The sequence below is a fragment of the Herbaspirillum sp. genome (assembly GCF_035644555.1).
GTDB lineage: Bacteria > Pseudomonadota > Gammaproteobacteria > Burkholderiales > Burkholderiaceae_D > Herbaspirillum.
On the sequence record NZ_DASQOH010000007.1, the window covers coordinates 63453 to 89312 of the forward strand.

The window sequence follows — 25860 nt, forward strand, 5'->3', positions numbered from 1 at the left end:
TTCCAACAAACCCTTCGAGGACCCTACGCCGTGTACAACATCTCCCGACTTCTTGGTGGCGCCGCCATCGCTCTGGCCGCCTTCGCTGGCGCGCTCTCATCGGCCCACGCCGCCCCCCGCACCGACTTCAAGGTCTGCACCTCCATCTACGCCGGATGGATGCCGTGGGGCGAGGCCCAGGCGCAGGGCATCCTGGCCAAGTGGGGCAAGAAATACGGCATTACCATCAGTGCCGTGCAATTGAACGATTATGTCGAATCGATCAACCAGTACACGGCCGGCAAGTTCGACGGCTGCACCATGACCAACATGGACGCGCTGACCATTCCCGCCGCTGGCGGCGTGGACAGCACCGCATTGATCGTGGGCGACTATTCCAACGGCAACGATGGCATCGTGCTCAAGGGGAAAAACAAGAAGCTGGCCGACATCAAGGGCCAGTCGGTGCAACTGGTGGAATTCTCCGTATCGCACTACCTGCTGGCGCGGGCGCTGGAGACCGCCGGGCTGCGCGAGCGTGATGTCAAGGTGGTCAACACCAGCGATGCCGATATCAGCGCCGCCTTTGCGACCCCGGCGGTCACCAGCACGGTGACCTGGAACCCCATGCTCTCGGCCATCGCTGCCGCGCCCGATGTATCCCTGGTCTATACGTCCAAGCAGTTGCCCGGCGAGATCATGGACCTGATGGTGGTCAACACCAAGACCCTGCAGGAGAACCCGGCCTTCGGCAAGGCCTTGACCGGCGCCTGGTACGAGATGATGGCCATCATGAGCGCCAAGGATGAACGCGCCACCCGCGCCCTGAGCGCCATGGGCAAGGCTTCGGGCACCGACCTGGCAGGCTTCCAGGCACAGCTGGCGGCCACCGCCATGTTCTACCAGCCCAAGGCCGCGCTGGAATTCGCCACCAAGAAAGAACTGCCGACCATCATGGGCCGCATTGCCAAGTTCAGCTTCGACCACGGCATCCTCGGCCCGAACGTCAAGAGCGCCGATGGCATCGGCATCGCCTTTGACGGCAACGTAGTGATCGGCGACAAGAAGAACGTCAAGCTGCGCTTCGACCCGACCTACATGAAGATGGCAGCGGACGGAAAGCTCTAAGCCCTTCGCGCGCCCGTACCACCCTCAACCCGCAATCCAGTCTGTGCGGAGCCGGCAACGGCCCCGCCGGGCTCTGCTCGTGCCTCGCTTTCGATCATTTCAGTGTTTTCAGATCTGCCCTGCCCACACCAACGGAGAGAATCTTGACCAACTGCATCCCTTCCCTGTCTCGCCTGTCCTGCCTTGGCGCCAGCTTCGCCACGCTCGCCGCCTTGCTGTCGGCCCCCCCGGTCCTGGCCGACGAAGCCACCCCCACCGCACCCACCGGCCCCTGGACCATCACCAAGCACATCGACCTGGCCTCGCGCTACGTGCTGCGCGGCGTCACCACGACCTATGGCAATGGCCAGCCGCTGGGCAACGCGGGGGCCGACGCCCCGGAGTCCGACCAGGCAGCGCTGCAATGGGGTATCGATTTCGTCCATACCAGTGGCTGGAGCTTCGGCTACTGGGCCTCCACCATCAACTATTCTTACAAGCAGCTGGGCAATTCCTACGGTGACCGCAGCATCACCGCATTCCAGAAACCGCGTTCGGTGGAAAACGACCTCTACTTCGCCTATGCCGGCAACATCACGGGCGACCTCGGCTACACCCTCGGCATGACCGGCTACTACTATGCCAACGGGACCCACGCCAACGCACTGGAAACCAAGGCAGGCCTGACCTGGGGCGCGCTGTCCTTCAATGCGCAGACCTTGCTCAACGACGTGGTCTGGGGCAACAAGGGCGATACCTACTGGACCCTGGTCTACACCAAGCCGCTGCCGCATGACATCACGTTCACCGGCACGCTGGGCGCCTACACCTACAAGCGCGAGGGCAAGTATCTGGGTACCCGCGACACCGCCACCGGCACCGCCTGCGCCTCGGGTGAGGCCTTCGTCGTCAACGGCTGCTTTGCCGGCAACGGCCCCAGCAGCGGCGGGCTGCGCCACCTGAGCCTGGGCTTGTCGGCCCCGTTCCCGGATTCGTCGCTGAGCTGGTCGCTGCAGGCCATACTGGGAGGCTATAACCGCTTCGACGTCAAACAGGGCAACCAACTGGTGGGCATGCTGAGCTGGGGCTTCTGATTCAGGTACGCCCCTGGATCGGCGGGGTCCGCCGACAGCAGGACGACCCGGTAGGCGCGCGCCATCGGGTCGGCGCCGGGTGAGGCGGGAGCGTCAGACTTTTCCGACATCAAAAGTACAGTCTCGCTGATCCCCCGCCCGCGCCCATGCGCGCATCATGGCTCAGCCGTATGCAAGGCATCTGCTTGCATGCGCTCCGGATTTCCCACACGGAAACGCGCCATGAAAAAAATAAGCATCTCCGCCAACCGCCGCCGTTTCCTGCGCGGCGCCTTGACCGCCGCGCCGGCCGCCGCACTGGCGGTTACCACCGGTGGCCTCACCGGGGCCGCCCAGGGCCAGTCGGCCAAGACTGGCGACCCCGCTCCCTACCAGCCCAGCTTCTTCAACCAGGATGAATTCGCCCTGCTCAGCGCCTTGGCCGAGGTGCTCATTCCCGCGGATGAAAACGGTCCCGGGGCGCTGGAAGCGGGGGTACCCGAGTTCATCGATGCCCAGATGAACACGCCCTATGGCCGGGGTCAGCTGTGGTACATGCAGGGACCGTTCACGCCCGATGCGCCGCCGGAGTTCGGCTACCAGCTGCCTTATCCGCCGCGCGAGCTGTACAAGAAAGGGCTGGCCGAATTCGACGCGGCGATCCGTCAGCAGTATGGCCAGGGCTATGTCGGGCTGAACCAGCAGCAGCGCGAAAAGATGATGGGTGAATTCGAACAGGGCAAGCTGACCATGGCCAGCATTCCCCCCGCAGCCCTGTTCAACCTGTTGCTGCAGAACGTGCACGAGGGCTATTTCTGCGACCCCAGCGATGGCGGCAACAAGGGCATGGGTGCGTGGAAGATGATCGGCTTCCCGGGTGCCCGCGCCGACTATTACGACTGGGTCGACCAGTACGGCCGCACCTATCCCCTGCTCCCGATCTCGCGGGGCTGAGCCCCGTCTTCTCTCATCCCGGAAGTCCAAGCACATGGCCAACAAAAACATGAAAGCAGTCGACGTCGTCATCGTCGGCTTCGGCTGGACCGGCGCCATCATGGCCAAGGAAATGACCGAGGCCGGCCAGAGCGTGGTGGCGCTGGAACGCGGTGTGTATCGCGATACCTATCCCGATGGCGCCTATCCCAAGACCATCGATGAACTGGAATACCAGCAGCGTTTCAAGCTGTTCCAGAACCTCAACAAGTCTTCCTTCACCTTCCGCCGCAAGATGGCCGACAGCGCCATTCCCTATCGCCAGATCGCCATGTTCAAACCGGGCGAAGGCGTGGGCGGCGCGGGCCTGCACTGGTCGGGCTGCCACTGGCGCATCCTGCCGGAAGAACTGCGCATGCGCAGCCACTACGAGGAACGCTACGGCAAGAATTTCATCCCCAAGGACATGAGCCTGCAGGACTGGGGCGTGAGCTACGAAGAACTGGAACCGTATTTCGACTTTGCCGAAAAGATGATGGGGACTTCCGGCACCGCCTATCGGGTCAAGGGTCGCGTGGTGGACAATGGCGGCAACCCCTTCGAGGCTGACCGCTCGGATGCCTTCCCGCTGCCGGCGCAGAAGGAGCAGTACCAGGCGGCGCTGTTTCGCAAGGCGGCGCAGCAGGCGGGCTTCCATCCCTTTACCCTGCCCTCGGCCAATGCCTCGGCACCCTATGTGAACCAGTATGGTTGCCAGATGGGGCCTTGCACCTTCTGCGGCTATTGCTCCGGCTACGCCTGCTACAACTATTCCAAGGCCTCGCCCAACGTCAACATCATGCCGGCACTGCGCCAGAGCAAGCTGTTCGAGCTGCGCAGCCAGTGCAATGTGCTGCGCATCGAACTCGACAGCACCCGCAGGAAGGCCACCGGCGTGACCTACATCGACGCCAGCGGCGACACTGTGTTCCAGCCGGCCAACATCGTCATCGCCAGTACCTTTGCCTACAACAATGCGCGGCTGTTCCTGCTCTCGGGCATCGGCAAGCCGTATGACCCGGTTTCCAATACCGGTGTGGTGGGCCGCAATATCGCCTTCCAGATGATGTCCACCATCAATGCCTTCTTCGCGCCGGGCAAGAACATCAATGGCTTCATCGGCGCCGGCGGCAACGGGGTAGCGGTGGACGACTTCAACGGCGACCACATGGACCACGGCCCGCTGGGCTTCGTGGGCGGTTCGCCGATCTGGTGCAACCCGGCCGGGGCCAAGCCGATCTCGGGCATCGCCGTGCCACCCGGTACACCCAAGTGGGGACGCGCCTGGAAGCAGGCGGTCAAGGACAGCTATCTGAACACCATGTCCTTCGACGTGCATGGCGCCAACATGGTGTATCGGGACGTCTATGTCGATCTCGATCCGAACTACAAGGACGCCTTCGGCCAGCCGCTGCTGCGTTTCACCTTCGACTGGAAGGACAACGACATCCGCATGAGCCGCTACGTCACTGATCAGGCGGTCAAGATCGCGCATGAACTGAAGGCGCGCGAAATCAAGGTCACGGTCAAGGATTTCGGCGCGGCGCCGGACCTGCGCACCTACCAGACCACGCACTGGGCCGGTGGCGTGGCCATGGGCAATGACCCGTCCACCAGCGTGGTGAACCGCTACCTGCAGAGCTGGGACGTACACAACGTGTTTGCGGTGGGCTCGGGCGTATTCGCCCAGGGCATCGGCTACAACCCGACCGGGGCGGCGGTGGCGCTGACCTACTGGTCGGCCCGCGCCATCCGCGAGCAATACCTGAAGGACCCGCGTCCGCTGGTCAGCGCGTGAGCACGGGAGTGATGATGAAACGACTGATCCTGACCTCCTCCCTGGCACTGGGCGCGGCCGTGCTGGCCGCGGCAGCCGCTTACAACCTGGCGTATGCCGATGATTCGCTGACCGTTGCGGCGCCGCCCAAGCCGCCGATGGGTGGGCGGCTGTTGAATCGCGAAACTGCGCCCTTGCAGCCCTTCGCGGTACCGCCGGCCGATGCTGCGCTGTCGCAGCGCATCGCCGCCAAGGGCAGCCCCAGTGCCGACGACCAGTTGCTGCTGCGGGGTGCCTACCTGGCGCGGGCCGGCGATTGCGTGGCCTGCCATACCAGCAAGGGTGGCGCACCCTTTGCCGGCGGTCTGGCGCTGGCATCTCCGCTGGGCGCGATCTATTCGACCAACATCACGCCGGACAAGGAACACGGCATCGGCGACTGGAGCTACGAAGACTTCGCGCGTCTGATGCGCACCGGCGTCACCCGGGCCGGCTATACGGTCTATCCGGCCATGCCCTACCCGTCCTATTCGCGCCTGAGCGAGGAGGACATGCAGGCGCTCTATGCCTACTTCACCAAGGCGGTGCCGCCCTCTGCCCAGGCCAATCGCGCCAATGACATCCCGTGGCCGCTGTCGATGCGCTGGCCGCTGGCGATCTGGCGCAAGCTGTTCGCGCCGACGCCCACGCCTTATGTCGCGCCGGCCGGCGGCGACCAGGAACTGGCACGGGGCGCCTACCTGGTGGAGGGACTGGGACATTGCGGCAGCTGCCATACGCCGCGCTCGACCACGCTGCAGGAAAAATCGCTGCGCGACGACAGCAGCCGCCTGTATCTTTCCGGTGGCCAGGTGGTGGATGGCTGGAGCGTACCGTCACTGCGCAACGAGCACGGTGGCGGTATCGCCGGCTGGAGCCAGGCTGATCTGGTGGAGTTCCTGCGCACCGGCCGCAATCAGTTCGCGGCCTCCTTCGGGGCCATGAATGACGTGGTCGAGCATTCGATGCAATACCTGAGCGAGGCCGATCTCAATGCCATCTCGCGCTACCTGCTGAGTCTGTCGCCACGCAACGATGCGGCGCCCTATCGCTATGACGAGGTGAGCGCCACGGCCGCCTACGAGGGTCGGCCGCAGACGCCGGGTGCGGCGCTCTACCTGGATCGCTGTGCCGCCTGCCACCGCAGCAACGGCACGGGTTACGGCAAGGCCTTCCCGGCATTGGCGGGCAATCCGGTGCTGCAAACGAGCGATGCTACCTCGGCCATCCGCATCATCCTGCAGGGCGGTCGCCAGCCGGCTACCGATTCGATCAAGGGCGGACTGGTGATGGCACCCTACGCACAGCTGCTCAACGACCAGCAGGTGGCGGAGGTGACCTCGTATATCCAGACCGCCTGGGGCAATCGCGGTGGCACGGTGTCGGCGGCCGATGTAGCAAAGATCAGGAAGACGGCAAAGCCGGTAGAGGATCGGGCGCCCTGAAACAGGGACGCCCTGCAGCGGATGAACCCTGCTAGCGGTTCACCAGCCTGGCCGGCACGGCGCCGATGACCAGCACCGCCCCGGCCACCAGTACGCCTGACAGCAGGTACAGGCCGATGGCGGTGCTGTGGGTCTGGTCCTTGATCCAGCCGATCAGGAAGGGGCTGACAAAGCCGGCCAGGTTGGCCACCGAATTGATCAGCGCGATACCGGTGGCCGCCGCCGCGCCACCCAGGAAGGCGGTCGGCAGGCTCCAGAACAGCGGCGCCAGCGACATGATGCCGGCCGAGGCGAACGACAGCGCAGCAATCGCCAGCAAGGCCTGCTGGCCGAACAGGGCACTCAGGCTCAGGCCGACGGCGCCCACCAGCAATGCCACGGCCAGGTGCCAGCGGCGCTCCAGCCGGCGGTCGGCGCTGCGGGCGAACAAGACCATCGATACTGCGCCCACGGCAAAGGGAATGGCCGACAGCAGACCTACCGACAGCAGGCTCCTGATGCCGGCCGCCTGGATCAGCGAGGGCAGCCAGAAGCTGATGCCATAGTTGCCCATGGCGCAGGTGAAGTAGATCCCGCACATGACCCATATCTTGCCGTTGGAGAAGGCCGCAGCGATGGAGTGATCCAGTTTGCCGACGGCGTCACTGCGGATATTGTCCTGCAGCAGCGTCTTCTGCCGGTCATCAAGCCAGCGTGCGGAAGCGATGCCGTCATCCAGGTAATACAGGACCATCACGCCCACCAGCAACGAAGGCAGGGCTTCCAACACGAACAGCCATTGCCAGCCGGCCCAGCCCCCGGTACTGCCGAAGCTGCCCAGGATCCAGCCCGACAGCGGACCGCCGACCACGCCCGAGATCGGGATGGCGGTCATGAAGAGTGCCGTGATGCGGCCGCGCCGATGGGCCGGATACCAGTAGGTCAGGTACAGGATGATGCCGGGGAAGAAACCGGCCTCGGCCACCCCCAGCAGGAAGCGCAGGACATAGAACGCGGCCGGCGTGGTGACGAAGGCGGTCAGGCCCGACAGGATGGCCCAGCTGATCATGATGCGGGCGATCCAGCGGCGGGCGCCGTAGCGGTACAGCAGCAGGTTGCTGGGGACCTCGAAGAGGAAATAGCCCACGAAGAACAGACCTGCTCCCAGGCCATAGATGCTGTCGCTCCATTGCAGGCTGCTGAGCATCTGCAGCTTGGCGAAACCGACGTTGACGCGGTCCAGGTAGGCCACCACGTAGCACAGGAACAGGAAGGGAATCAGGCGCCAGGTCACTCTGGCATAGGTGCGGTTCTCGAAGTCTGCTGTGGCGTCGCCGCCCAGTCCGGATGCAAGGGTGGTCACATGGGTCTCCTGTCATGGCGGAGGTACTGCGCCGATGGTCTTCCATGGCGCGTCCTCTCTGTGTCAATGATTGATATCGTTCTTTATTGCTGCTCGCCGCCCAGGACGCCGCGCTGGATCTGGTCGCGCTCCAGCGATTCGAACAGGGCCTTGAAATTGCCCTCGCCGAAGCCTTCGCGGTAATCCCCCTTGCGTTCGATGAACTCGAAGAACACCGGCCCCAGCAGCGGCTCCGAGAAGATCTGCAACAGCAGGCGCGCAGTGCCGCCCTCGGTGGTCCCGTCGAGCAGGATGCCGCGCGCCTGCAGCGCATCGACCGGCTGGCCATGGCCGGGCAGACGCTTCTCCAGCTGTGCGTAGTACAGCGCGTTGGGTGCGCTCAGCAGGGGGATGCCGGCCAGTTGCAGGCGGTCGATGGCATCGGGCAGGTTGTCGGTCAGCAAGGCGATGTGCTGGATGCCCTCGCCGTTGAACTGCATCAGGAATTCCTCGATCTGGCCGCCGCCCTGGCGTGCTTCTTCGTTGAGAGGGATGCGGATCAGACCATCGGGCGCGGTCATGGCCTTGGAGGTCAGACCGGTGTATTCGCCCTGGATGTCGAAGTAGCGGATCTCCCGGAAATTGAAGAGCTTGCCGTAGAAGTCCGCCCAATAGGCCATGCGGCCGCGATAGACGTTGTGGGTCAGGTGGTCCACCAGCGAAAAACCATGGCCGCGCGGATGGCGATCCACGCCGGGCAGGAATTCGAAATCGACGTCGTAGATGGACTTGCCATCCTCGAAGCGGTCGATCAGGTACAGCGGCGCTGCGCCGATGCCGCGGATGGCCGGCAGGCGCAGTTCCATCGGGCCGGTGGGGATCTCCACCGGCTGCGCGCCCAGTTCCAGCGCGCGGCGGTAGGCATGATGCGCATCGCGCACACGGAAGGCCAGGCCGCAGGCCGACGGCCCGTGCTCTGCGGCGAAGTAGGCGGCCTGGCTGCCGGCCTCGCGATTGATGATGAAATTGATGCTGCCCTGGCGGTACAGCGAAACATCCTTGGAACGGTGACGGGCCACCTCCGTGAAGCCCAGCTGCACGAACAGGGGCTCCAGGACGCCGGGGCGGGCAGAGGCGAATTCGACGAATTCGAAGCCGCACAGGCCCATGGGGTTATCGAACAGATCTGACATGCTTGCTCCCATCTAAGGTCGGTGATTAAAAGCGCGGTAACTCGGGGAACGGCATGGCATCGCGCGCAACATGCATGCCGCCGAACTCGGCGCAACGGTGCAAGGTCGGGATGGCCTTGCCCGGATTGAAGAGGCCCTGCGGATCGAAGGCAGCGCGCAAGCGCGCGAACAGATCCAGTTCGTCGGCCGAGAACTGCCAGCACATGCCATGCAGCTTTTCGCTGCCGATGCCGTGCTCGCCGCTGACGGTGCCGCCCTCGGCCAGCACCGCCTGCAGGATGGCGTCGGCCAGCCGCAGGGCGCGTTCTTCCTCGCCGTCCACGGCGCTGTCGTAGAACAGCACCGGATGCAGATTGCCGTCGCCGGCGTGAAAGCTCTGCGCCACCGCGATGCCATGCTGCGCCGACAGTTGCAGCACCCGGGTCAGCACCCGGCTCAGGGCGCGGCGCGGGACGGTGCAATCGGCGACATACAGGTCGCTGGCGCTGCGCAACAGGGCCGGCAGGACGTTCTTGCGGGCCGCCCACAGCTGGGCGCGCTGGGCCGGGTCATCGGCCTGGCGCAGTTCCATCACCGCCAGCGACTGGAAGATGGAGCAGATGCGACGGGTGGCATCGTCGATATCGTCGGGTTCGCCATCCAGTTCGCACAGCAGAGCCGCGGCGGCGTCCTCGCGCAGGCCCAGCGCCGGGGAAAAGCGGTGCGCGGCCTGCAGCGAGGCCTGGTCCATGATTTCCAGCCCGGCCGGGACGATGCCCTCCGCGATGATGCGCGAGACCGCATCGCAGCTGGCTTCGATGCGCGGGAAGAATCCCAGCAGCACGCGCACCGCCCGGGGGCTGGGCAGCAGGCGCAGGCGCGCTTCGGTGACCAGCCCCAGCAGGCCTTCGGAACCGCAGGCCAGGGCCAGCAGGTCCAGTCCGGGCTGGTCCAGGCTGCCCTCGCCCAGCGCCAGCACTTCGCCCTCGCCGCTGACCACGCGCAGGCCGAGCAGGTTGTGCACGGTCAGGCCGTATTTCACGCAGTGCACGCCGCCGGCGTTTTCGGCGATATTGCCGCCGATGGTGGAGGCCACCTGACTGGAGGGATCCGGCGCAAAGAACAGCCCGGCGCCGGCCGCCTGCTGCGACACCACGATATTGCGTACCCCCGGCTGCGCCAGCGCCTGTCGGGCGGAGACATCGATGCTCAGGCGCTTGAGGCGATTGAGGGCCATCACGATGCCGCCGGCCACCGGCGTGGCGCCGCCTGACAGGCTGGTGCCGGCGCCGCGTGGCACCAGCGGCACGCGTTCGTGCGCGCACAGGGCCACCAGCGCGGCCACCTGCTGTTCATCGGCCGGCAGTACCACGGCCAGCGGGCGCTGCTGCAGATGGAACAGGGCATCGCACTCGTAGGGCGCCACCGATTCGGCATCGGCCATTAGCCACGGCTCGCCGACAATCTCGCGCAGTGCCTGGAGCAAGGCATGTACATTCATGCTTGTGCTCCTGCTGGCAGGCGCTCTGCCAGTATCTCCAGCCAGTGCCGCACCGGCACCGGGCTGTCCTGCTGCAGATGCAGGATGCAGCCGACGTTGGCCGACGCGATGACCTGCGGCTGGCCCGCCAGCAGGTGCGACAGCTTGCGTTGCCGCAGGCGGTCTGCCAGCGCCGGCTGCAGCAGCGAATGGGTGCCCGCCGAACCACAGCACAGATGGCTCTCCGCCAGCGAGGCGAGCTGATAGCCGGCCCGCTGCAGCAGCAGTTCGACCTGCCCCTTGATGCGCAGGCCATGTTGCTGGGTGCAGGGCGGATGGAAGACCAGCCGGTCCCGCCCCGGCGCCAGCGCGCGCAACGACAGACTGGCCTGGTCCCACAACTGGCCGACCAGTTCCGCCGGATCGCGCAGCAGCGCGCTGACACGCTGTGCCTTGGCCGCGTACTGCGCATCGTCCTTGAGCAGGTGCGCATAGTCCGCGACCATGCTGCCGCAGGCGCTGGAGCTGAGGACGATGGCCTCGGCGCCGGCTTCGATGTGCGGCCACCAGGCATCGATATTGCGGCGCATGGTCCGGGCCGCGGCCTGCGGTGCGCCCAGGTGCTGGTCGATGGCGCCACAGCAGGCGCTGCCGGCGACGTCCACCAGCGTCACGCCGAAGCGGTCGAGGATGCGCGCCAGCGCCAGGTCGTAACCGGGCGCCACCACACCCTGCACGCAGCCGCGCAGACTCAGCACCCGACGTGCATGCGGGCTGGCCGGCCAGGCCGCAGTGGCAGCAGCCTGGGGCAGTGGCGGGATGCGCTTGCGCAGACCCGTGGGCAGCAGGACGCGCACCATCCAGGCAGCGCGCAGAGCCAGCTGCAGCAGACGCGGGCTTTGCAGCGCGCGCCGCAGGAAGCGGCGCTGGCCGCGTTCGGGCAGGCTGCGCGGGATGCGTCGTTCGAGTTCCTGGCGTCCGATATCGATCAGCTGGCCGTACTCCACGCCCGACGGACAGGCGGTCTCGCAGGCGCGGCAGGTCAGGCAGCGATCCAGGTGCGCGCGGGTGCGGGGGCTGACCGACGCCCCCTGCAGCATGTCGCGGATCAGGTAGATGCGGCCGCGCGGGCTGTCCAGTTCGTGATCCAGCAGGTCGTAGGTGGGACAAACCGAGGTGCAGATCCCGCAATGGACGCAGGACTCGATGATGCGGCGGGCATCGGGCGCGGAAGCGCTGGCCTGCATCGGCTGATCGAACTCGACACGCATGACGGACTCCTTGCTCAGAATTGGGGATACATGCGACCGACGTTGAATACGCCGCGTGGATCGAACACCTGCTTGAGCCGCTGGTGCAGGCGCATGACCGGCGCCGGCAGCGCCTGGAACACGCCACCGTGGCGCTCCCCGCTGCTGGCGTGCGCCCACAGGGTGGCGTGGCCGCCATGGGCGCGGGCCCAGGCGACCAGGCCGCCGGCGGCGCTGGCAGGAGCCCACACCCAGCGCAAGGCGCCGGCCCAGTCGATGGCACAGGGGACGGCGAGCTCGGAAGGCAGGACCGCTGCACCCGGGCGCAGCGAGATCCGCCACAGCCGCAGGCCATCGGTTGGCGGCGTAAAACAGGCATGGGTCTGGTCGGTGAACGCGGACCAGAAGGCCTGCGCTGCGTCCGGCTCCATGCACTGGCCGCCCTGGCGGGCGAGAAAAGCCTGGACGCAGGCCAGCGAGCCGGCGCTGCGCAGGTAGAGACGATCTTGCACATGGGCGGCGGCCGTGAGCAGGCCGGGGCCGGTCGGCAGCGCCTGCATCAGCTGCAGCGCCTGCGCCGGCGTGGCCGCCAGCACCGCGCTCCGTTCCACCGAGGGACGCGGCAGCACGCGCAGCGAAACCTCCAGCAGGGGGCCCAGGACGCCCAGGCTGCCGGCCATCAGCCGGGCCACGTCGAAGCCCGCCACGTTCTTCACCACCTGCCCGCCGAAGCGCAGCAGGCGGCCTTCGCCGTCGAGCATCCGAACACCCAACAGGTGATCGCGCAGGGCACCGGCGAACGGCCGGCGCGGTCCGGACCAGCCCAGCGCCACCGCCCCGCCCACGGTGGCACCGGGGCGCAGGGGTGGCTCGAATCCCAGCATCTGTCCGTGCTGCGCCAGACCTTGCTGGACGTCGGCCAGCGGGGTGCCGGCGCGCACGGTGATGACGAGGTCATCCGGTTCGTAATGGACGATGCCGCGATAGGGGCGCAAGGACAGGCGTTCTCCCTGCGGCACGCCGGCAAAATCCTGGCGGCTGCCGCTGCCTTCGATCATCAGCCGGCGACCCTCGTCGGCGGCCGCGCGAATGCGCCGCCGGGTGTCGGCGAGCCAGTGCTCGGCGTCCTCTTCCTGGTGGGCCAGCATGCCTGCGTGATTGTTGTCCTGATTCCTCACCTGATCTCCTGCCTCGCTCTGTCGGCTAAGTGCTGGGATGGTAGTGAGGCAGGTAGGACGCAACAAGCGAGTTCTTCTGGCCTATTATTGAGCTTAGTTAAACAATGTGATCCATTGATATGTTTTGGCGTATATCGCGATGAATCTGACCATCAAGCAATTGCGCACCTTCCTGACGGTGGCCGAGACCGAGAGCTTCAACCTGGCGGCCAAGCGCCTGCACCTGACCGCCGGAGCGGTCAGCCTGGTGATCAAGGAAATGGAAGAGGAAGTCGGCTTTCCGCTGTTCGACCGCACCACACGGCGGGTGGCCCTGTCCAAGGCCGGGCGGGATTTCCGGCCGGCCGCCGAACGGGTACTGCGCGAACTGGGCGCGGCAATGCAGACCGCGCAGGACGTCAAGAACAAGACCACCGGCGTGGTGCGGGTGGCCGCGCCGCTGTTCGTGGCCAGCGCGCTGCTGCCGCACGCCATCGCCGCCTATCGCAAGAGCAAGCCGCGGGTGCAGGTGAGGCTGGTCGATTGCGCGGTGGAAGAACTGGTCGATGCGGTCGATGGCGACCATGTGGATATTGCCGTCGGCCCCGACCGCGCCACCGGTGAGAGCGTGCGCCGCATCAGCCTGTACCAGACGCCCTGGGTGCTCTGGTGCGCCGCCGGCAATCCGCTGGCGCGTCGCAAGAAGATCACCTGGGCCGTCCTGGCCCGCCATCCGAGCGTGGTCGCCAGTCACGACTACGCCACCCATGTCGCCAAGGCCCTGCACGAACTGCCGCCGCAGCAGCACTTCATGCCCAGCCACACGGTGACCCACCTCTCCACCGCGCTGGGCCTGGCGGCCGCCGACCTGGCGGTGACGCTGTGTCCGGCGTATGTGGGGGTGCTGGCGCATGCCTTCGGACTGGTGATGCGGCGCATCGAAGAACCGGAAGTGATCCGCGAGATGTCGCTGTATCTGCCGACCACCCGCTCGCTGACGCCGGCAGCGGCGGCCTTCGTGGATTTCCTCGGTCCCTTCCTGACCCGGCAGGCAGCGGGCGGGCAGCTCGGTAGGGAGGGTTCAGGATCGCACTAGCCGACGAAAAAAACCGGACCGGCTCCCTGCGGCCCCGGTCCGGTTTCCCTGGTCATGCTGCCGGGGCGGCGCCCTCACGCACGCCTGCCCTGCCGGCTCAGGCCGCCATGCTGGCGTTGTCGATCACGAAGCGGTACTTGATCTCGCCCTTGAGCATGCGTTCATAGGCGGTATTGATCTCTTCCGCGCGGATCAGCTCGATGTCGGCCACGATGCCGTGCTCGGCGCAGAAGTCCAGCATCTCCTGGGTTTCCGGGATGCCGCCGATCAGCGAGCCGGCCAGCGAGCGCCGCTTCATGATGAGGTTGAAAACGTTGGGCGAGGGATGCGGCGTGGCCGGTGCCCCCACCAGGGTCATGGTGCCTTCGCGCTTGAGCAGGGCCAGGAAGGCATCCAGGTCGTGCGGAGCGGCCACGGTGTTGAGGATGAAATCGAAGCTCTTGGCATGCGCGGCCATTTCCTCTGCATTGCGCGAGACCACCACTTCATCGGCCCCCAGTGCCTTGGCATCGGCGCGCTTGGATTCGGAGGTGGTGAAGGCCACCACATGCGCCCCCATGGCGTGGGCGATCTTGATGCCCATGTGGCCGAGGCCGCCGATGCCGACCACGCCGACCTTCTTGCCCGGGCCGGCGCCCCAGTGACGCAGCGGCGAATAGGTGGTGATACCGGCGCAGAGCAGGGGTGCCACGGCAGCCAGGTCGGCTTCGGGATGGCGGATGCTCAACACGTAGCGTTCATGCACCACGATTTCCTGCGAATAGCCGCCCATGGTCCAGCCGGGCGCATCGTCGGTCTTGCCGTTGTAGGTGCCGACCATGTTGTCGCAATAGTTTTCCAGGCCTTCTTCGCAGTCCGGGCAGCTCTGGCAGCTGTCGACGATACAGCCTACGCCGACCAGGTCGCCCACCTTGAACTTGCTCACGTGCGCGCCCACCGCGGCGACGCGACCCACGATCTCGTGGCCGGGAACGCAGGGATACTGGGTGCCCGCCCATTCGGAACGGACCTGGTGCAGGTCAGAGTGGCAGATGCCGCAATAGGCGATGTCGATCTGCACATCATGCGCGCCGGTAGCGCGGCGGGTGATCTGCAGGTGCTCGAGCGGCTTGTCGGCTGCATGGGCGCCATAAGCATGTACTTGCATGGGATCTCCTAGGGTGAACTGGCGTTGACGACAGGCAGGCCAACCGCGGAAAGGCCCGCCATGAAACGGGATATTGTGACGCGACGGCAAGCGGGACGACAGCTCCATTCCGCCGCGATTTCTGCCTGAAACTCCAGGGCGACGGTGACCGGGTCGGCTGCTCATGACTGCGATGGCCGCCTGGGCCTGTTGGGCCGCCCGTTGCGCCAAATAGTTCCGGATGCGCAGGCTCAGGGGCTGATGCCGCCCGGCAGTTGCAATGCGGCAAGATCGCACCAGAGGCGGTTGTCCGCCTGGAGGATGTCGACGGTCGTATGCCGGTGCGGCTTCGGGGCTGTGGCGCGCACATACAACCGTCAGCAGCAGAGCGGGCGGGCATTGCGCCACCGTCGTGGACGGCGCGCAATCAGGGCAGGCCAGGGAGGAAGAAGGAAGATGTCAGCGGCGACAGGGATCTATCGCCGCCTTTTCGAATGTTGTCAGTCGCGCACGCCCAGGCGATACACCGTGGTCTGGCGGTAGACCTGCCCTGGTCGCAGGATGACCGCTTCGCTCACGGGGCTGTTGACCTGGTCGGGATAGGATTGCGCTTCCAGGCAGAAGCCATCGTGGATGGCATATGGCTGTTCGCCCCGGCCCGGTACGCCGGAGAGGAAATTGCCGCTGTAGAACTGCAGGCCGATCTCGGTGGTGGAAACGCGCAGCTCACGCCCCGAGCCGGGTTCGTAGACGCTCGCCACCTCGCGCAGGGTCTGCGCCACGCGGCTCTGGCCGGGCGCCGGTTCGTGTTCGCTGCGCAGGCAATAGCAGTGGTCGAAGCCGCCGGCCAGCTTCAGCTGCGGGTCCGGCCAGTCCAGGCGCGGGCCGATGGGGGCCGGCTGGCGGAAGTCGAAGGGACTGCCGGCGACCTCGGCGCGGCCTTCCGGAATCAGGCTGGCATCGATCTGCAGGTAGGCATCGGCGTCGATGGCGATGATGTGGTCGCGAATATCGCCGGTGCCTCCGTTGAGATTGAAGTAGGCGTGCGAGGTCAGGTTGATGGGGGTGGCGGCATTGCTGGTGGCGGTGTAGTCGATGCGCAACTGGCCCTCGTCATCCAGCCGGTACAGTACCGAGGCCATCACGGTGCCGGGGAAGCCCGCCTGGCCGTCCGGCGAGACCAGCATCAGGCGCAGGCCTTCCGGGTCGGGCTGGACCTGCCAGCGTTGTGCATGGAACCCCTCGCGCCCGCCGTGCAGGTGGTTCTCACCTTCGTTGCAATCGACCTGCTGCGACACACCGTCCAGGGTGAAGCGGCCGCCGGCGATACGATTGCCCCAGCGACCGACGATGGCGCCGAAATAGGCCGGATTGTGCTGATACTGCTCGACCCGATCGAAGCCCAGCAGGATGTCGGCTTCGCGGCCATAGCGGTCGGGTGCCCACCAGTTGACCATGGTGGCGCCCAGATCACTGATGGTCACGCGCATGCCGGTGTGGTTGCGCAGGGTATAGAGCCGGATGCCGTCGGCGGCGGTGGTATGGGAGAGGGTGAAGTGCGTCATTTTGTCGAAGTGAGGAGGGAAGTCCCTGCGGTTTTCTTTTTCTGCCGGGGTGCCGGCGCGGCGGAGCGCTCCAGCCCGGCGGCGAATTGTTCCTGATATTCCCTGGGCGTGCAGCCCAGTTCGCGCTTGAAGACGGCGTGCAGGTATTGCACGGTGGTAAAGCCGCAGCTTACGGCGATCTCGGCGGCGTGGCTGCCGGCCTGTTCCAGCATGCGCTTGGCGGCATCCAGCTTGAAGCGCAGGATCTCGTCATGCACGCTGCGCCCCAGCTCGCGGCGGAAATACCATTCCAGCGAAGAGCGCGAGATGCCCACGTAATCGGCCACCTGGTCGGTCTTGATGCCCTGGCAGGCGTACTGCCGGATGAAGTGCAGCGCCTGCATCACGTGCGGGTGATTACGCACCTCGTGGCGGCTGGAGGCCAGCACATTGATGCCTACCGGCGGCACCATGATGCGGGTGTCCGGGAAGCGCGCTCCGTGCAGCATCTGGTGCAGCAGGTGGGCGGCGGTACGCCCCATTTCCACACTGCCCTGGATCACCGAGCTGAGCGGGATGCGGGTCAACACCCGCGCCAGCGGATCATTGTCGATGCCGATCAGTGCCACCTGCTCGGGGACGGCGATGCCGGCGACCAGGCAGGCCTGCAGCAACTGCCGGGCGCGGGCATCGGTGACGGCGATGATGCCGACCGGCTTGGGCAGGCTGCGTACCCAGGCGATCTGCTGTTCCACCGCCGTATCCCAGGATTGCGCGCTGGTGCCCACGCCGCGGTAGATATGGCCTGCGATACCATCGGCGGCGGTCAGGCCGGTGAAGATGCGCTCGCGTTCCTGGGCCCAGCGGTTGCTGGCCGATTCGGGCAAGCTGAACAGGGCGAAATGCTGCAGGCCGGCTTCGATCAGGTGGTCATAGGCCAGCTTGACCATCTTGAAATTGTCGGTCGCCACATAGGGCCGGTTGGCCGGATATTGCGACGGGTCGGCATAGGAACCGCCGATGGCCACCACCGGCAGCTGCACGCCTTCCAGCGCGGCCGTGGTGACCGGGTCGTCGAAGTCGGCGATGATGCCATGCCCGCCCCAACGCTCGATGCCCTGCGGGCGACAGCGGAAGTCTTCCTCCAGGTACAGGTCCCAGGAAGCGCGGGTGCTGCTGATGTATTCGCCGATGCCGGAAATGATTTCCCGGTCGAAGATCTTGTTGCCATTGAAGAGCAACGCAATCCTGTGCACCGTAGGCACTTTTGCCACGCTGTGTCTCCTGTGGGTGGCGTCGCTGGCGCGCGCCATTTTTGTCGGGATGGGCTCTGCCCGGATTGTAGCGAGCCATCGCCCGCATGACCGATATGTGCTCCCGCAACAAAGAGAATCGCTAAGCCGTTTGGTCAATTTCGTAATTGTAGAGGGGATTGGCCCGGGGCTAGTATCCCCCTCGCATCATCACGCGGCACGGTCGTTCCCTGCGATACCCCTCCCCACGCGGCCTCGCAGGCAACAGGACCCGAACAGGCCTCCTCTTCCACCTGGCTGTGCCGCTTCAAAAATCATAATCAAATTCAATTCAAATCGGAGACTGGACTATGAAGGCAATCCTGAAGAAGACCGTATTGGCGCTGATGACCGTGACCACCCTGTCCATGGTGGCCGGCAGCGCCATGGCGGATGCCAAGAACCCCAAGATCGGCTTTTCCATCGATGACCTGCGCGTGGAGCGCTGGGCGCGTGACCGCGACTTCTTCACCGCCGCCGCCGAGAAGCTGGGCGCCAAGGTCTATGTGCAATCGGCCGACGCCAGCGAACAGCGCCAGATCTCCCAGATCGAGAACCTGATCTCGCGTGGCGTGGACGTGATCGTGATCGTGCCCTTCAATGCCACCGTGCTGACCAACACCATCAAGGAGGCCAAGAAGGCCGGCATCAAGGTGCTGTCCTATGACCGCCTGATCTTGAACGCCGACGTCGATGCCTACATCTCCTTCGACAACGAGAAGGTCGGTGAAATGCAGGCCGAGGGCATCCTGAAGGTCAAGAACAAGGGCAACTTCTTCCTGCTGGGCGGCTCGCCCACCGACAACAACGCCAAGATGTTCCGCGAAGGCCAGATGAAGGCCCTCAAGCCCTACATCGACAAGGGCGACATCAAGATCGTCGGCCAGCAATGGGTCAAGGAATGGAACCCGACCGAAGCCCTGTCCATCGTCGAGAACGCGCTGACCGCCAACAACAACAAGATCGACGCCATCGTCGCATCCAATGACGGTACCGCCGGTGGTGCGATCCAGGCGCTGGCGGCGCAGAAGCTGGCCGGCAAGGTGCCGGTCTCGGGCCAGGATGCCGACCTGGCCGCCGTCAAGCGTGTCGTGGCCGGTACCCAGACCATGACCGTCTACAAGCCCCTGAAGCAGATCGCCACCGAAGCCGCCAAGCTGTCCGTGGAACTGGCCCGCAACGAGAAGCCGACCTACAACGCCCAATACGACAACGGCTTCAAGAAGGTCGACAGCCTGTTGCTGAAACCCATCCTGCTGACCAAGGAAAACGTCAAGGTGCTGGTGGACGACGGCTTCTACACCCAGGCCCAGATCGACGGCCGCTGATCCCTGCATGACGCATGCCGGCGGCCCTGGTGGCGGCCGGCATCGCCCTCCGCGCCTGCCGCACGGCCGGTGGGTGCGGATTCCAGAGGCTTCTTGGAAAGAACAGGCATGTCCGAGTATCTGTTAGAAATGAAAGGCATCGTCAAGAGCTTTGGCGGTGTGCGCGCCCTCGACGGCATCGACATCCAGATCCGGCCCGGCGAATGCGTGGGCCTGTGCGGCGAGAACGGCGCGGGCAAGTCGACGCTGATGAAGATTCTCTCCGGCGTCTACCCCCATGGCACCTGGGATGGTGAAATCCTGTGGGATGGCAAGCCGCTGCAGGCGCACTCGGTGCGCGATACCGAAGCGGCGGGCATCGTCATCATCCACCAGGAACTGATGCTGGTGCCGGAACTGTCGGTAGCCGAAAACATCTTCATGGGCCACGAGATCACCCTGCCCGGTGGCCGCATGAACTACCCTGCCATGTATCGCCGCGCCGAGGAACTGATGCGTGAGCTGAACATGCCCGACATCAACGTGGCCCTACCGGTCTCGCAATACGGCGGCGGCCATCAGCAGCTGGTGGAGATCGCCAAGGCGCTCAACAAGGATGCGCGCTTGCTGATCCTGGACGAACCCTCGTCCTCGCTGACCGCCTCCGAGATCGCGGTGCTGCTCAAGATCATCAAGGACCTCAAGGCCCGTGGCGTGGCCTGCGTCTACATCTCCCACAAGCTGGACGAGGTGGCCGAAGTGTGCGACACGATCTCGGTCATCCGCGACGGCAGGCACATCGCCACCACCCCCATGCAGGACATGGATGTGGACAAGATCATCACCCAGATGGTCGGCCGTGAAATCACCGCCATGTACCCGGAGCGCAACCATGCCATCGGCGAGGTGGTGCTGGAGGCGCGCCACATCACCTGCTACGACATCGACAACCCGCGCCGCAAGCGCGTGGACGACGTCTCGTTCTCGGTACGCCGTGGCGAGATCCTGGGCATCGCCGGCCTGGTCGGCGCCGGCCGCACCGAACTGGTGTCGGCCATCTTCGGCGCCTATCGCGGACGCCACGAAGGCCAGGTCCTGCTGGAAGACAAGCCCGCCGATACCGGCTCGCCCCTCAAGTCCATCCGCCAGGGCCTGTGCATGGTGCCGGAAGACCGCAAGCACCATGGCATCGTGCCCGATCTGGATGTCGGCCAGAACATCACCCTGACCGTGCTCAAGCGCTTTTCGCGCGGCAGCCGCATCGATGGCAGCGCCGAACTGAAGACCATCCAGGACGAGATCGGCCGCATGCGGGTCAAGACCGCTACGCCCTTCCTGCCCATCACCAGCCTGTCCGGCGGCAACCAGCAGAAAGCGGTGCTGGCCAAGATGCTGCTGGCGCGGCCCAAGGTACTGATCCTGGATGAGCCCACGCGTGGCGTGGACGTCGGCGCCAAGGCCGAGATCTACCGCCTGATCTCGGAACTGGCCAAGGCCGGGTTGGCCATCATCATGGTCTCTTCCGAACTGGCCGAGGTACTGGGCGTGTCGGACCGCGTCCTGGTGATCGGCGAGGGCCGCCTGCGCGGCGACTTCGTCAACGACAACCTGAGCCAGGAAACGGTGCTGGCCGCAGCGATCAACCAACCTGTCCCGCAAGCGATGACGCAAGCGGCTGCAGGACGATAAAGAACACAAGGTGAATCCGGTATGACTTCAAGCAATCTGGCCAGCATGGCCGACCTCAAGCAGGTATTCCGGCGTTACAAGATCATTGCGCTCTTGATCGCCATCGCCATCATCTGGGGCTTCTTCAGCTTCATGACCGACGGCGGCTTCCTGACCCCGCGCAATCTCTCCAACCTGCTGCGCCAGATGTCGGTGACCGGCATCCTGGCCTGCGGCATGGTGCTGGTGATCATCGCCGGCGAGATCGATCTCTCGGTCGGTTCACTGCTGGGCCTGCTGGGCGGCATCGCCGCGCTGCTGGATGTGAGCCACCATCTGCCGCTGGCGCTGAACCTGGTGCTGGCACTGGGCTTCGGCCTGGCGCTGGGGCTGTTGAACGGCTACCTGACAGCCTACCTGGGCATCCCCTCCTTCATCGTCGGCCTGGGCGGCATGCTGGCCTTTCGCGGCATCCTGCTGGGGATCACCGGTGGGCTGACCATCGCCCCGGTGTCGGACAACATGGTCTACCTCGGCCAGGGCTACCTGCCGCCGCAGATGGGCGTGGCGCTGGGTGTGGCGCTGTTCGTGCTGGCGCTGGCGCTGACCTGGATGAGCCGGGTCAACCGCAGCCGTCATGGCCTGCCGCTGACGGCACTGTGGCGCGACGGCCTGAAGGTGGTGGTCATCGGCGCGGTGCTGCTGGCCTTCGTGCGTACGCTCAACAGCTATGACGGCATCCCGGTGCCGGTGCTGCTGTTGCTGGCGCTGCTGGGCCTGTTCAGCTATGTGAGCACGCAGACCGTGTTCGGCCGCCGCATCTATTCGGTGGGCAGCAACATGGAAGCCACCCGTCTGTCGGGCGTGAACGTGCAGGCCGTCAAGCTGTGGGTGTTCGGCATCATGGGTGTGATGTGCGCGCTGGCTGGCCTGGTCAATACCGCCCGCCTGGCTGCCGGCTCGCCCTCGGCCGGCAACATGGGTGAGCTGGACGCCATCGCCGCCTGCTTCATCGGCGGCACCTCCATGCGCGGCGGCTCCGGCACCATCTATGGCGCCCTGATCGGCGCACTGGTGATGGCCAGCCTCGACAATGGCATGTCCATGCTGGACGTGGGCACCTACTGGCAGATGATCGTCAAGGGCAGCATCCTGGTGCTGGCCGTGTGGGTGGACGTGAGCACCCGTTCGGGCCGCTGATCAACGAAGGCAACAAAGGACGGCAGCACACTACGACTACCGTTCGGACTGAGTAGCGGCGCAGCCGCGTATCGAAGGCGTTCCCTGCTTTGAGGAAGGAGCGCAGCGTTCCCAGCGCCTTCGATACGGCCCTCGCGGGCCTACTCAGTCGGAACGGGAAGAGATGGAGCGATGCAGCTCTTCGGATATTCAGACTAAATCAGACTAAATTTTTTACGCGCCGCATCAGCGGCCCGTCCTACCTACTGGAGTTATCAAGCATGACCGCAGCCACCGCCCCCACTTTCGAACACGCGCTCTACCGCAGCCTCGCCGGCAAGCGGGTCGTCATCACCGGCGGCGGCAGCGGCATCGGCGCGGCGCTGGTGGAAGCCTTCGTCGCCCAGGGTGCGCAGGTGTTCTTCCTGGATATCGCCAGCGCACCTTCCGAGGCGCTGGTGGCCTCCTTGCAGCAGCAACCCGTGCCGCCGCGCTTCTTCCGCTGCAACCTGATGGACCTGGATGCCCTGCGCGCCACCTTCGCCGAGGTCATCGCCGCGGCTGGTACCGTGGACATCCTCATCAACAACGCCGCCAACGATGATCGCCACAAGACCGCCGAGGTCACCCCGGCCTACTGGGACGAGCGCATCGCCGTCAACCTGCGCCACCAGTTCTTCTGCGCCCAGGCGGTGTTGCCGGGCATGCGGGCGCAGCATGCCGGCGTGATCCTCAATTTCGGCTCCATTTCCTGGCATCTGGGCCTGCCCGACCTGACCCTGTACATGACCGCCAAGGCCGGTATCGAGGGCATGACGCACGGCATGGCGCGCGATTTCGGCCGCGACGGCGTACGGGTCAACGCCATCATTCCCGGTGCCATCCGTACCCCGCGCCAGACCCTGCTCTGGCACACACCCGAAGAAGAGGCGAAAATCCTGGCTGCGCAATGCCTGCCCACCCGCGTCGATCCGCACGATGTCGCTGCCCTGGCGCTGTTCCTGTCTTCCGACAGCGCAGCCAAGTGCACCGGCCGCGAATACTACGTCGATGCGGGCTGGCTGGGCGCGTAACCCCCCAATCGCCCACGGGCCAAGAGGAATCCATGAACAAGCCATCTGCCACACCCCGTCGCTTCCGCTCCCAGGACTGGTTCGACAATCCCGACCACATCGACATGACCGCGCTCTATCTGGAGCGCTTCATGAACTACGGCATTACCGCCGAGGAATTGCGCTCGGGGCGCCCCATCATCGGCATCGCCCAGAGCGGCAGCGACATCAGTCCCTGCAACCGCATCCACCTGGAACTGGCCAAACGGGTGCGCGATGGCATCCGCGATGCCGGCGGCATTCCCATGGAATTCCCGCTGCACCCCATCTTCGAGAACTGCCGCCGCCCCACCGCTGCCATCGACCGCAACCTGGCCTACCTGGGCCTGGTCGAAATCCTGCACGGCTACCCGATCGACGCGGTGGTGCTGACCACCGGCTGCGACAAGACCACGCCTTCGCAGATCATGGCTGCGGCCACGGTGGACATCCCGGCCATCGTGCTGTCCGGCGGCCCGATGCTGGATGGCTGGCTCGATGGTGAGCTGGTCGGCTCGGGTGCGGCCATCTGGAAGGGCCGCAAGCAACTCTCGGCCGGCGCCATCGACAACGAGAAATTCCTGGAGATCGCTGCCGCGTCGGCGCCCTCCTCCGGCCACTGCAACACCATGGGCACGGCCTCCACCATGAACGCCATGGCCGAGGCACTGGGCATGTCGCTGACCGGCTGCTCGGCCATTCCCGCGCCCTATCGCGAGCGCGGCCAGATGGCCTACGAGACGGGACGCCGCATCGTCGGCATGGCCTACGAAGACCTGCGCCCCTCGGCCATCCTGACCCGCGAGGCCTTCCTCGACGCCATCGTGGTCAATGCTGCCATCGGCGGCTCCACCAACGCCCAGCCGCACATCATGGCCATGGCGCGCCATGCCGGCGTGGATCTGCAGTCGGAAGACTGGATGAAGTTCGGCTATGACGTACCGCTGCTGCTGAACATGCAGCCGGCCGGCAAGTACCTGGGCGAGCGATTCCACCGCGCCGGCGGCGTGCCGGCCATCATGTGGGAACTGCAGCAGGCCGGCAAGCTGCGCGCCGATCGCATCACCGCCACCGGCAAGAGCATGGCCGAGAACCTGCAGGGTCGCCAGTCCAACGACCGGGAAGTGATCTACCCCTTCAAAGCGCCGCTGCGTGAACGGGCCGGCTTCCTGGTCTTGAAGGGCAACCTGTTCGACTTCGCCATCATGAAGACCAGTGTCATTTCGGAGACCTTCCGCCAGCGCTATCTCAGCACGCCGGGTCAGGAAAACATCTTCGAATGCCGCGCCGTGGTCTTCGATGGTTCGGACGACTACCACGCCCGCATCAACGACCCGGCGCTCAACATCGACGACAACACCCTGCTGGCCATCCGTGGTGCCGGTCCGGTGGGCTGGCCGGGTTCGGCCGAGGTGGTCAACATGCAACCGCCGGATGCACTGATCAAGCGCGGCGTCTCTACCCTGCCCACGCTGGGCGATGGGCGCCAGTCGGGCACCTCCGACAGCCCGTCCATCCTCAACGCCTCGCCCGAGAGCGCAGTCGGCGGCGGCCTGGCCTGGCTGCGCGACGGCGATCGCGTGCGCATCGACCTCAACACGGGAGAATGCAACATGCTCATCAGCGAAGAAGAACTGGCCCGTCGCAAGAGCGAAGGCATCCCGCCGGTGCCGCCCAGCCAGACGCCGTGGCAGGAAATCTACCGTAGCACGGTGGGTCAACTGGAGACCGGCGCCTGCATGGAACTGGCCTTGAAGTACCAGGGTGTGGCGCAGACCATGCCCCGGCACAACCACTGACATGCTGACCCTGCATCGTGAACTGCGCATGCCACCGGCCCCGGTGAGAAAACTCAAGGGGCCGCTGCGTATCGACGCGCACCAGCATTTCTGGCGCTACCGCTGCGAGGATTATCCGTGGATCGGTACCGGCATGGACCTGCTGGCGCAAGACCGCCTGCCCTATCAGTTCCAGCCACTGCTGGAGGCGCAGGGGCTGCATGCGTCGATCACGGTGCAGGCCCGTCCCGGTCGCGACGAGACCGCTTTCCTGCTGGAGATGGCGCGGCGCGACCAGCGCATCGCCGGCATCATCGGCTGGGAAGATATCGGCTCGCCCATGCTGGCTGAGCGCATGGAGCACTGGGGCCGCAGCAAGATGCTGGGGCTGCGCCATCCCATGCAGGAAGACGATGATGCCGAACTGCTGCTGGCCCTGCCGCAGTTCAACCAGGGGGTACGCTGGCTGCAGGAGCGCGACTATGTGCTGGACCTGCTGGCCCATGAACGCCACCTGCCGCAGTTGCGCCAGCTGTGCGCCCATCACGACCAGCACTGGATCGTGCTGAACCATCTCGGCAAGCCCGCCCTCAAGGAATTCCGCAAGGGCCGTGCCGCCTTCGATCGCTGGCGCCAGGAGCTGCGCGAGCTGGCCGCCATGCCGCATGTGGCCTGCAAGATCTCGGGGCTGCTGACCGAGGCCGACTGGTTGCGCGGGCTGTGTACGCGCGACTTCGAACACATCCTGCAATGTCTGGATACGGCGCTGGAACTGTTCGGTCCGCAGCGCCTCATGTTCGGTTCCGACTGGCCGGTCTGTCTGCTGGCCGCCTCTTATGCACGAGTGGTCGCAGTGGTACGCGAATGGGCCGCCCGACGCCTCTCTCCCACCGACCAGGACGCCTTGTGGGGCGAATCCTCGGCAAAAATTTATGCTCTGATGTCATAAGGTTTTGCCCGGTTTCCTTTTCCTTGCCAACGGCCGGACCCGCTGCCATATTGCGCCG

At 65.5% G+C, this 25860-nt stretch carries 20 protein-coding genes; 12 read left to right on the forward strand and 8 right to left on the reverse strand.

Going from position 1 to position 25860, the window contains the following annotated elements:
- Positions 1–30: 30 nt before the first annotated feature.
- The 5 genes from VE092_RS02780 to VE092_RS02800 all read left to right on the forward strand — a co-directional run bounded on the left by VE092_RS02780 (position 31) and on the right by VE092_RS02800 (position 6392).
- Positions 31–1107 (forward strand): putative urea ABC transporter substrate-binding protein, encoded by a 1077-nt coding sequence (locus tag VE092_RS02780; protein WP_324873616.1) that lies wholly within the window; start codon positions 31–33, stop codon positions 1105–1107.
- A 143-nt stretch (positions 1108–1250) separates the two neighbouring features.
- Entirely contained in the window at positions 1251–2180 is a 930-nt protein-coding gene (locus VE092_RS02785; protein ID WP_324873618.1) for a TorF family putative porin, read from the forward strand.
- A 222-nt stretch (positions 2181–2402) separates the two neighbouring features.
- On the forward strand, positions 2403–3113 hold the full coding sequence (locus VE092_RS02790) for a gluconate 2-dehydrogenase subunit 3 family protein (RefSeq protein ID WP_324873621.1): 711 nt from the start codon (positions 2403–2405) through the stop codon (positions 3111–3113).
- A gap of 34 nt (positions 3114–3147) precedes the next feature.
- A complete protein-coding gene (locus VE092_RS02795; RefSeq protein WP_324873623.1) occupies positions 3148–4929 on the forward strand; it encodes a GMC family oxidoreductase in 1782 nt (593 codons plus the stop codon).
- A gap of 11 nt (positions 4930–4940) precedes the next feature.
- Positions 4941–6392 carry a cytochrome c gene (locus VE092_RS02800; protein WP_414653395.1) on the forward strand — a complete coding sequence of 484 codons (1452 nt, stop codon included), beginning with the start codon at positions 4941–4943 and terminating at the stop codon, positions 6390–6392.
- Positions 6393–6423: 31 nt separating this feature from the next.
- Here the strand turns inward: VE092_RS02800 and VE092_RS02805 are convergent, their stop codons facing one another.
- The 5 genes from VE092_RS02805 to glcE form a co-directional block, all read right to left on the reverse strand.
- Entirely contained in the window at positions 6424–7734 is a 1311-nt protein-coding gene (locus VE092_RS02805; protein WP_324873627.1) for an MFS transporter, read from the reverse strand.
- Positions 7735–7817: 83 nt separating this feature from the next.
- Positions 7818–8906, reverse strand: a complete 1089-nt coding sequence (gene hppD / locus VE092_RS02810) for a 4-hydroxyphenylpyruvate dioxygenase (protein WP_324873629.1) — start codon at positions 8904–8906, stop codon at positions 7818–7820.
- A 25-nt stretch (positions 8907–8931) separates the two neighbouring features.
- A complete protein-coding gene (locus tag VE092_RS02815; protein ID WP_324873631.1) occupies positions 8932–10386 on the reverse strand; it encodes an FAD-linked oxidase C-terminal domain-containing protein in 1455 nt (484 codons plus the stop codon).
- A complete protein-coding gene (glcF, locus tag VE092_RS02820) occupies positions 10383–11636 on the reverse strand; it encodes a glycolate oxidase subunit GlcF (RefSeq protein ID WP_324873633.1) in 1254 nt (417 codons plus the stop codon). The genes VE092_RS02815 and glcF overlap by 4 nt, the downstream gene beginning before the upstream one ends.
- Before the next feature lie 14 nt (positions 11637–11650).
- Complete coding sequence (gene glcE / locus VE092_RS02825) at positions 11651–12793, reverse strand: glycolate oxidase subunit GlcE (protein WP_324873636.1); 1143 nt, start codon at positions 12791–12793, stop codon at positions 11651–11653.
- Between the two features lie 139 nt (positions 12794–12932).
- Here glcE and VE092_RS02830 point away from each other — a divergent pair, with 139 nt between their 5' ends.
- Positions 12933–13868, forward strand: coding sequence for a LysR family transcriptional regulator (locus VE092_RS02830; RefSeq protein ID WP_324873638.1), 936 nt, complete (start codon positions 12933–12935; stop codon positions 13866–13868).
- Positions 13869–13965: 97 nt separating this feature from the next.
- Here the strand turns inward: VE092_RS02830 and VE092_RS02835 are convergent, their stop codons facing one another.
- The 3 genes from VE092_RS02835 to VE092_RS02845 form a co-directional block, all read right to left on the reverse strand.
- A complete protein-coding gene (locus tag VE092_RS02835) occupies positions 13966–15015 on the reverse strand; it encodes an NAD(P)-dependent alcohol dehydrogenase (RefSeq protein ID WP_324873640.1) in 1050 nt (349 codons plus the stop codon).
- A 479-nt stretch (positions 15016–15494) separates the two neighbouring features.
- Positions 15495–16559 carry an aldose epimerase family protein gene (locus VE092_RS02840; protein WP_324873642.1) on the reverse strand — a complete coding sequence of 355 codons (1065 nt, stop codon included), beginning with the start codon at positions 16557–16559 and terminating at the stop codon, positions 15495–15497.
- Positions 16556–17812: a DNA-binding transcriptional regulator gene (locus tag VE092_RS02845; RefSeq protein ID WP_324873644.1), complete on the reverse strand. Its 1257-nt coding sequence runs from the start codon at positions 17810–17812 to the stop codon at positions 16556–16558. The genes VE092_RS02840 and VE092_RS02845 overlap by 4 nt, the downstream gene beginning before the upstream one ends.
- Positions 17813–18141: 329 nt before the next feature.
- On the opposite strand from VE092_RS02845, the gene xylF reads away from it, so the two are divergent.
- The 6 genes from xylF (at position 18142) to VE092_RS02875 (ending at position 25802) form a co-directional block, all read left to right on the forward strand.
- Complete coding sequence (xylF, locus tag VE092_RS02850) at positions 18142–19158, forward strand: D-xylose ABC transporter substrate-binding protein (RefSeq protein ID WP_075256505.1); 1017 nt, start codon at positions 18142–18144, stop codon at positions 19156–19158.
- A 108-nt stretch (positions 19159–19266) separates the two neighbouring features.
- Positions 19267–20826: a D-xylose ABC transporter ATP-binding protein gene (xylG, locus tag VE092_RS02855; RefSeq protein ID WP_324873647.1), complete on the forward strand. Its 1560-nt coding sequence runs from the start codon at positions 19267–19269 to the stop codon at positions 20824–20826.
- 21 nt (positions 20827–20847) lie between these two features.
- Complete coding sequence (locus VE092_RS02860) at positions 20848–22005, forward strand: sugar ABC transporter permease (protein WP_324873649.1); 1158 nt, start codon at positions 20848–20850, stop codon at positions 22003–22005.
- A 260-nt stretch (positions 22006–22265) separates the two neighbouring features.
- The gene (locus VE092_RS02865) at positions 22266–23057 is read left to right on the forward strand and encodes an SDR family oxidoreductase (protein WP_324873650.1); all 792 of its coding nucleotides are present in this window, start codon (positions 22266–22268) and stop codon (positions 23055–23057) included.
- A 32-nt stretch (positions 23058–23089) separates the two neighbouring features.
- Positions 23090–24874 (forward strand): IlvD/Edd family dehydratase, encoded by a 1785-nt coding sequence (locus tag VE092_RS02870; protein ID WP_324873652.1) that lies wholly within the window; start codon positions 23090–23092, stop codon positions 24872–24874.
- Between the two features lies 1 nt (position 24875).
- Positions 24876–25802, forward strand: a complete 927-nt coding sequence (locus tag VE092_RS02875; RefSeq protein ID WP_324873654.1) for an amidohydrolase family protein — start codon at positions 24876–24878, stop codon at positions 25800–25802.
- Positions 25803–25860 lie beyond the last annotated feature (58 nt).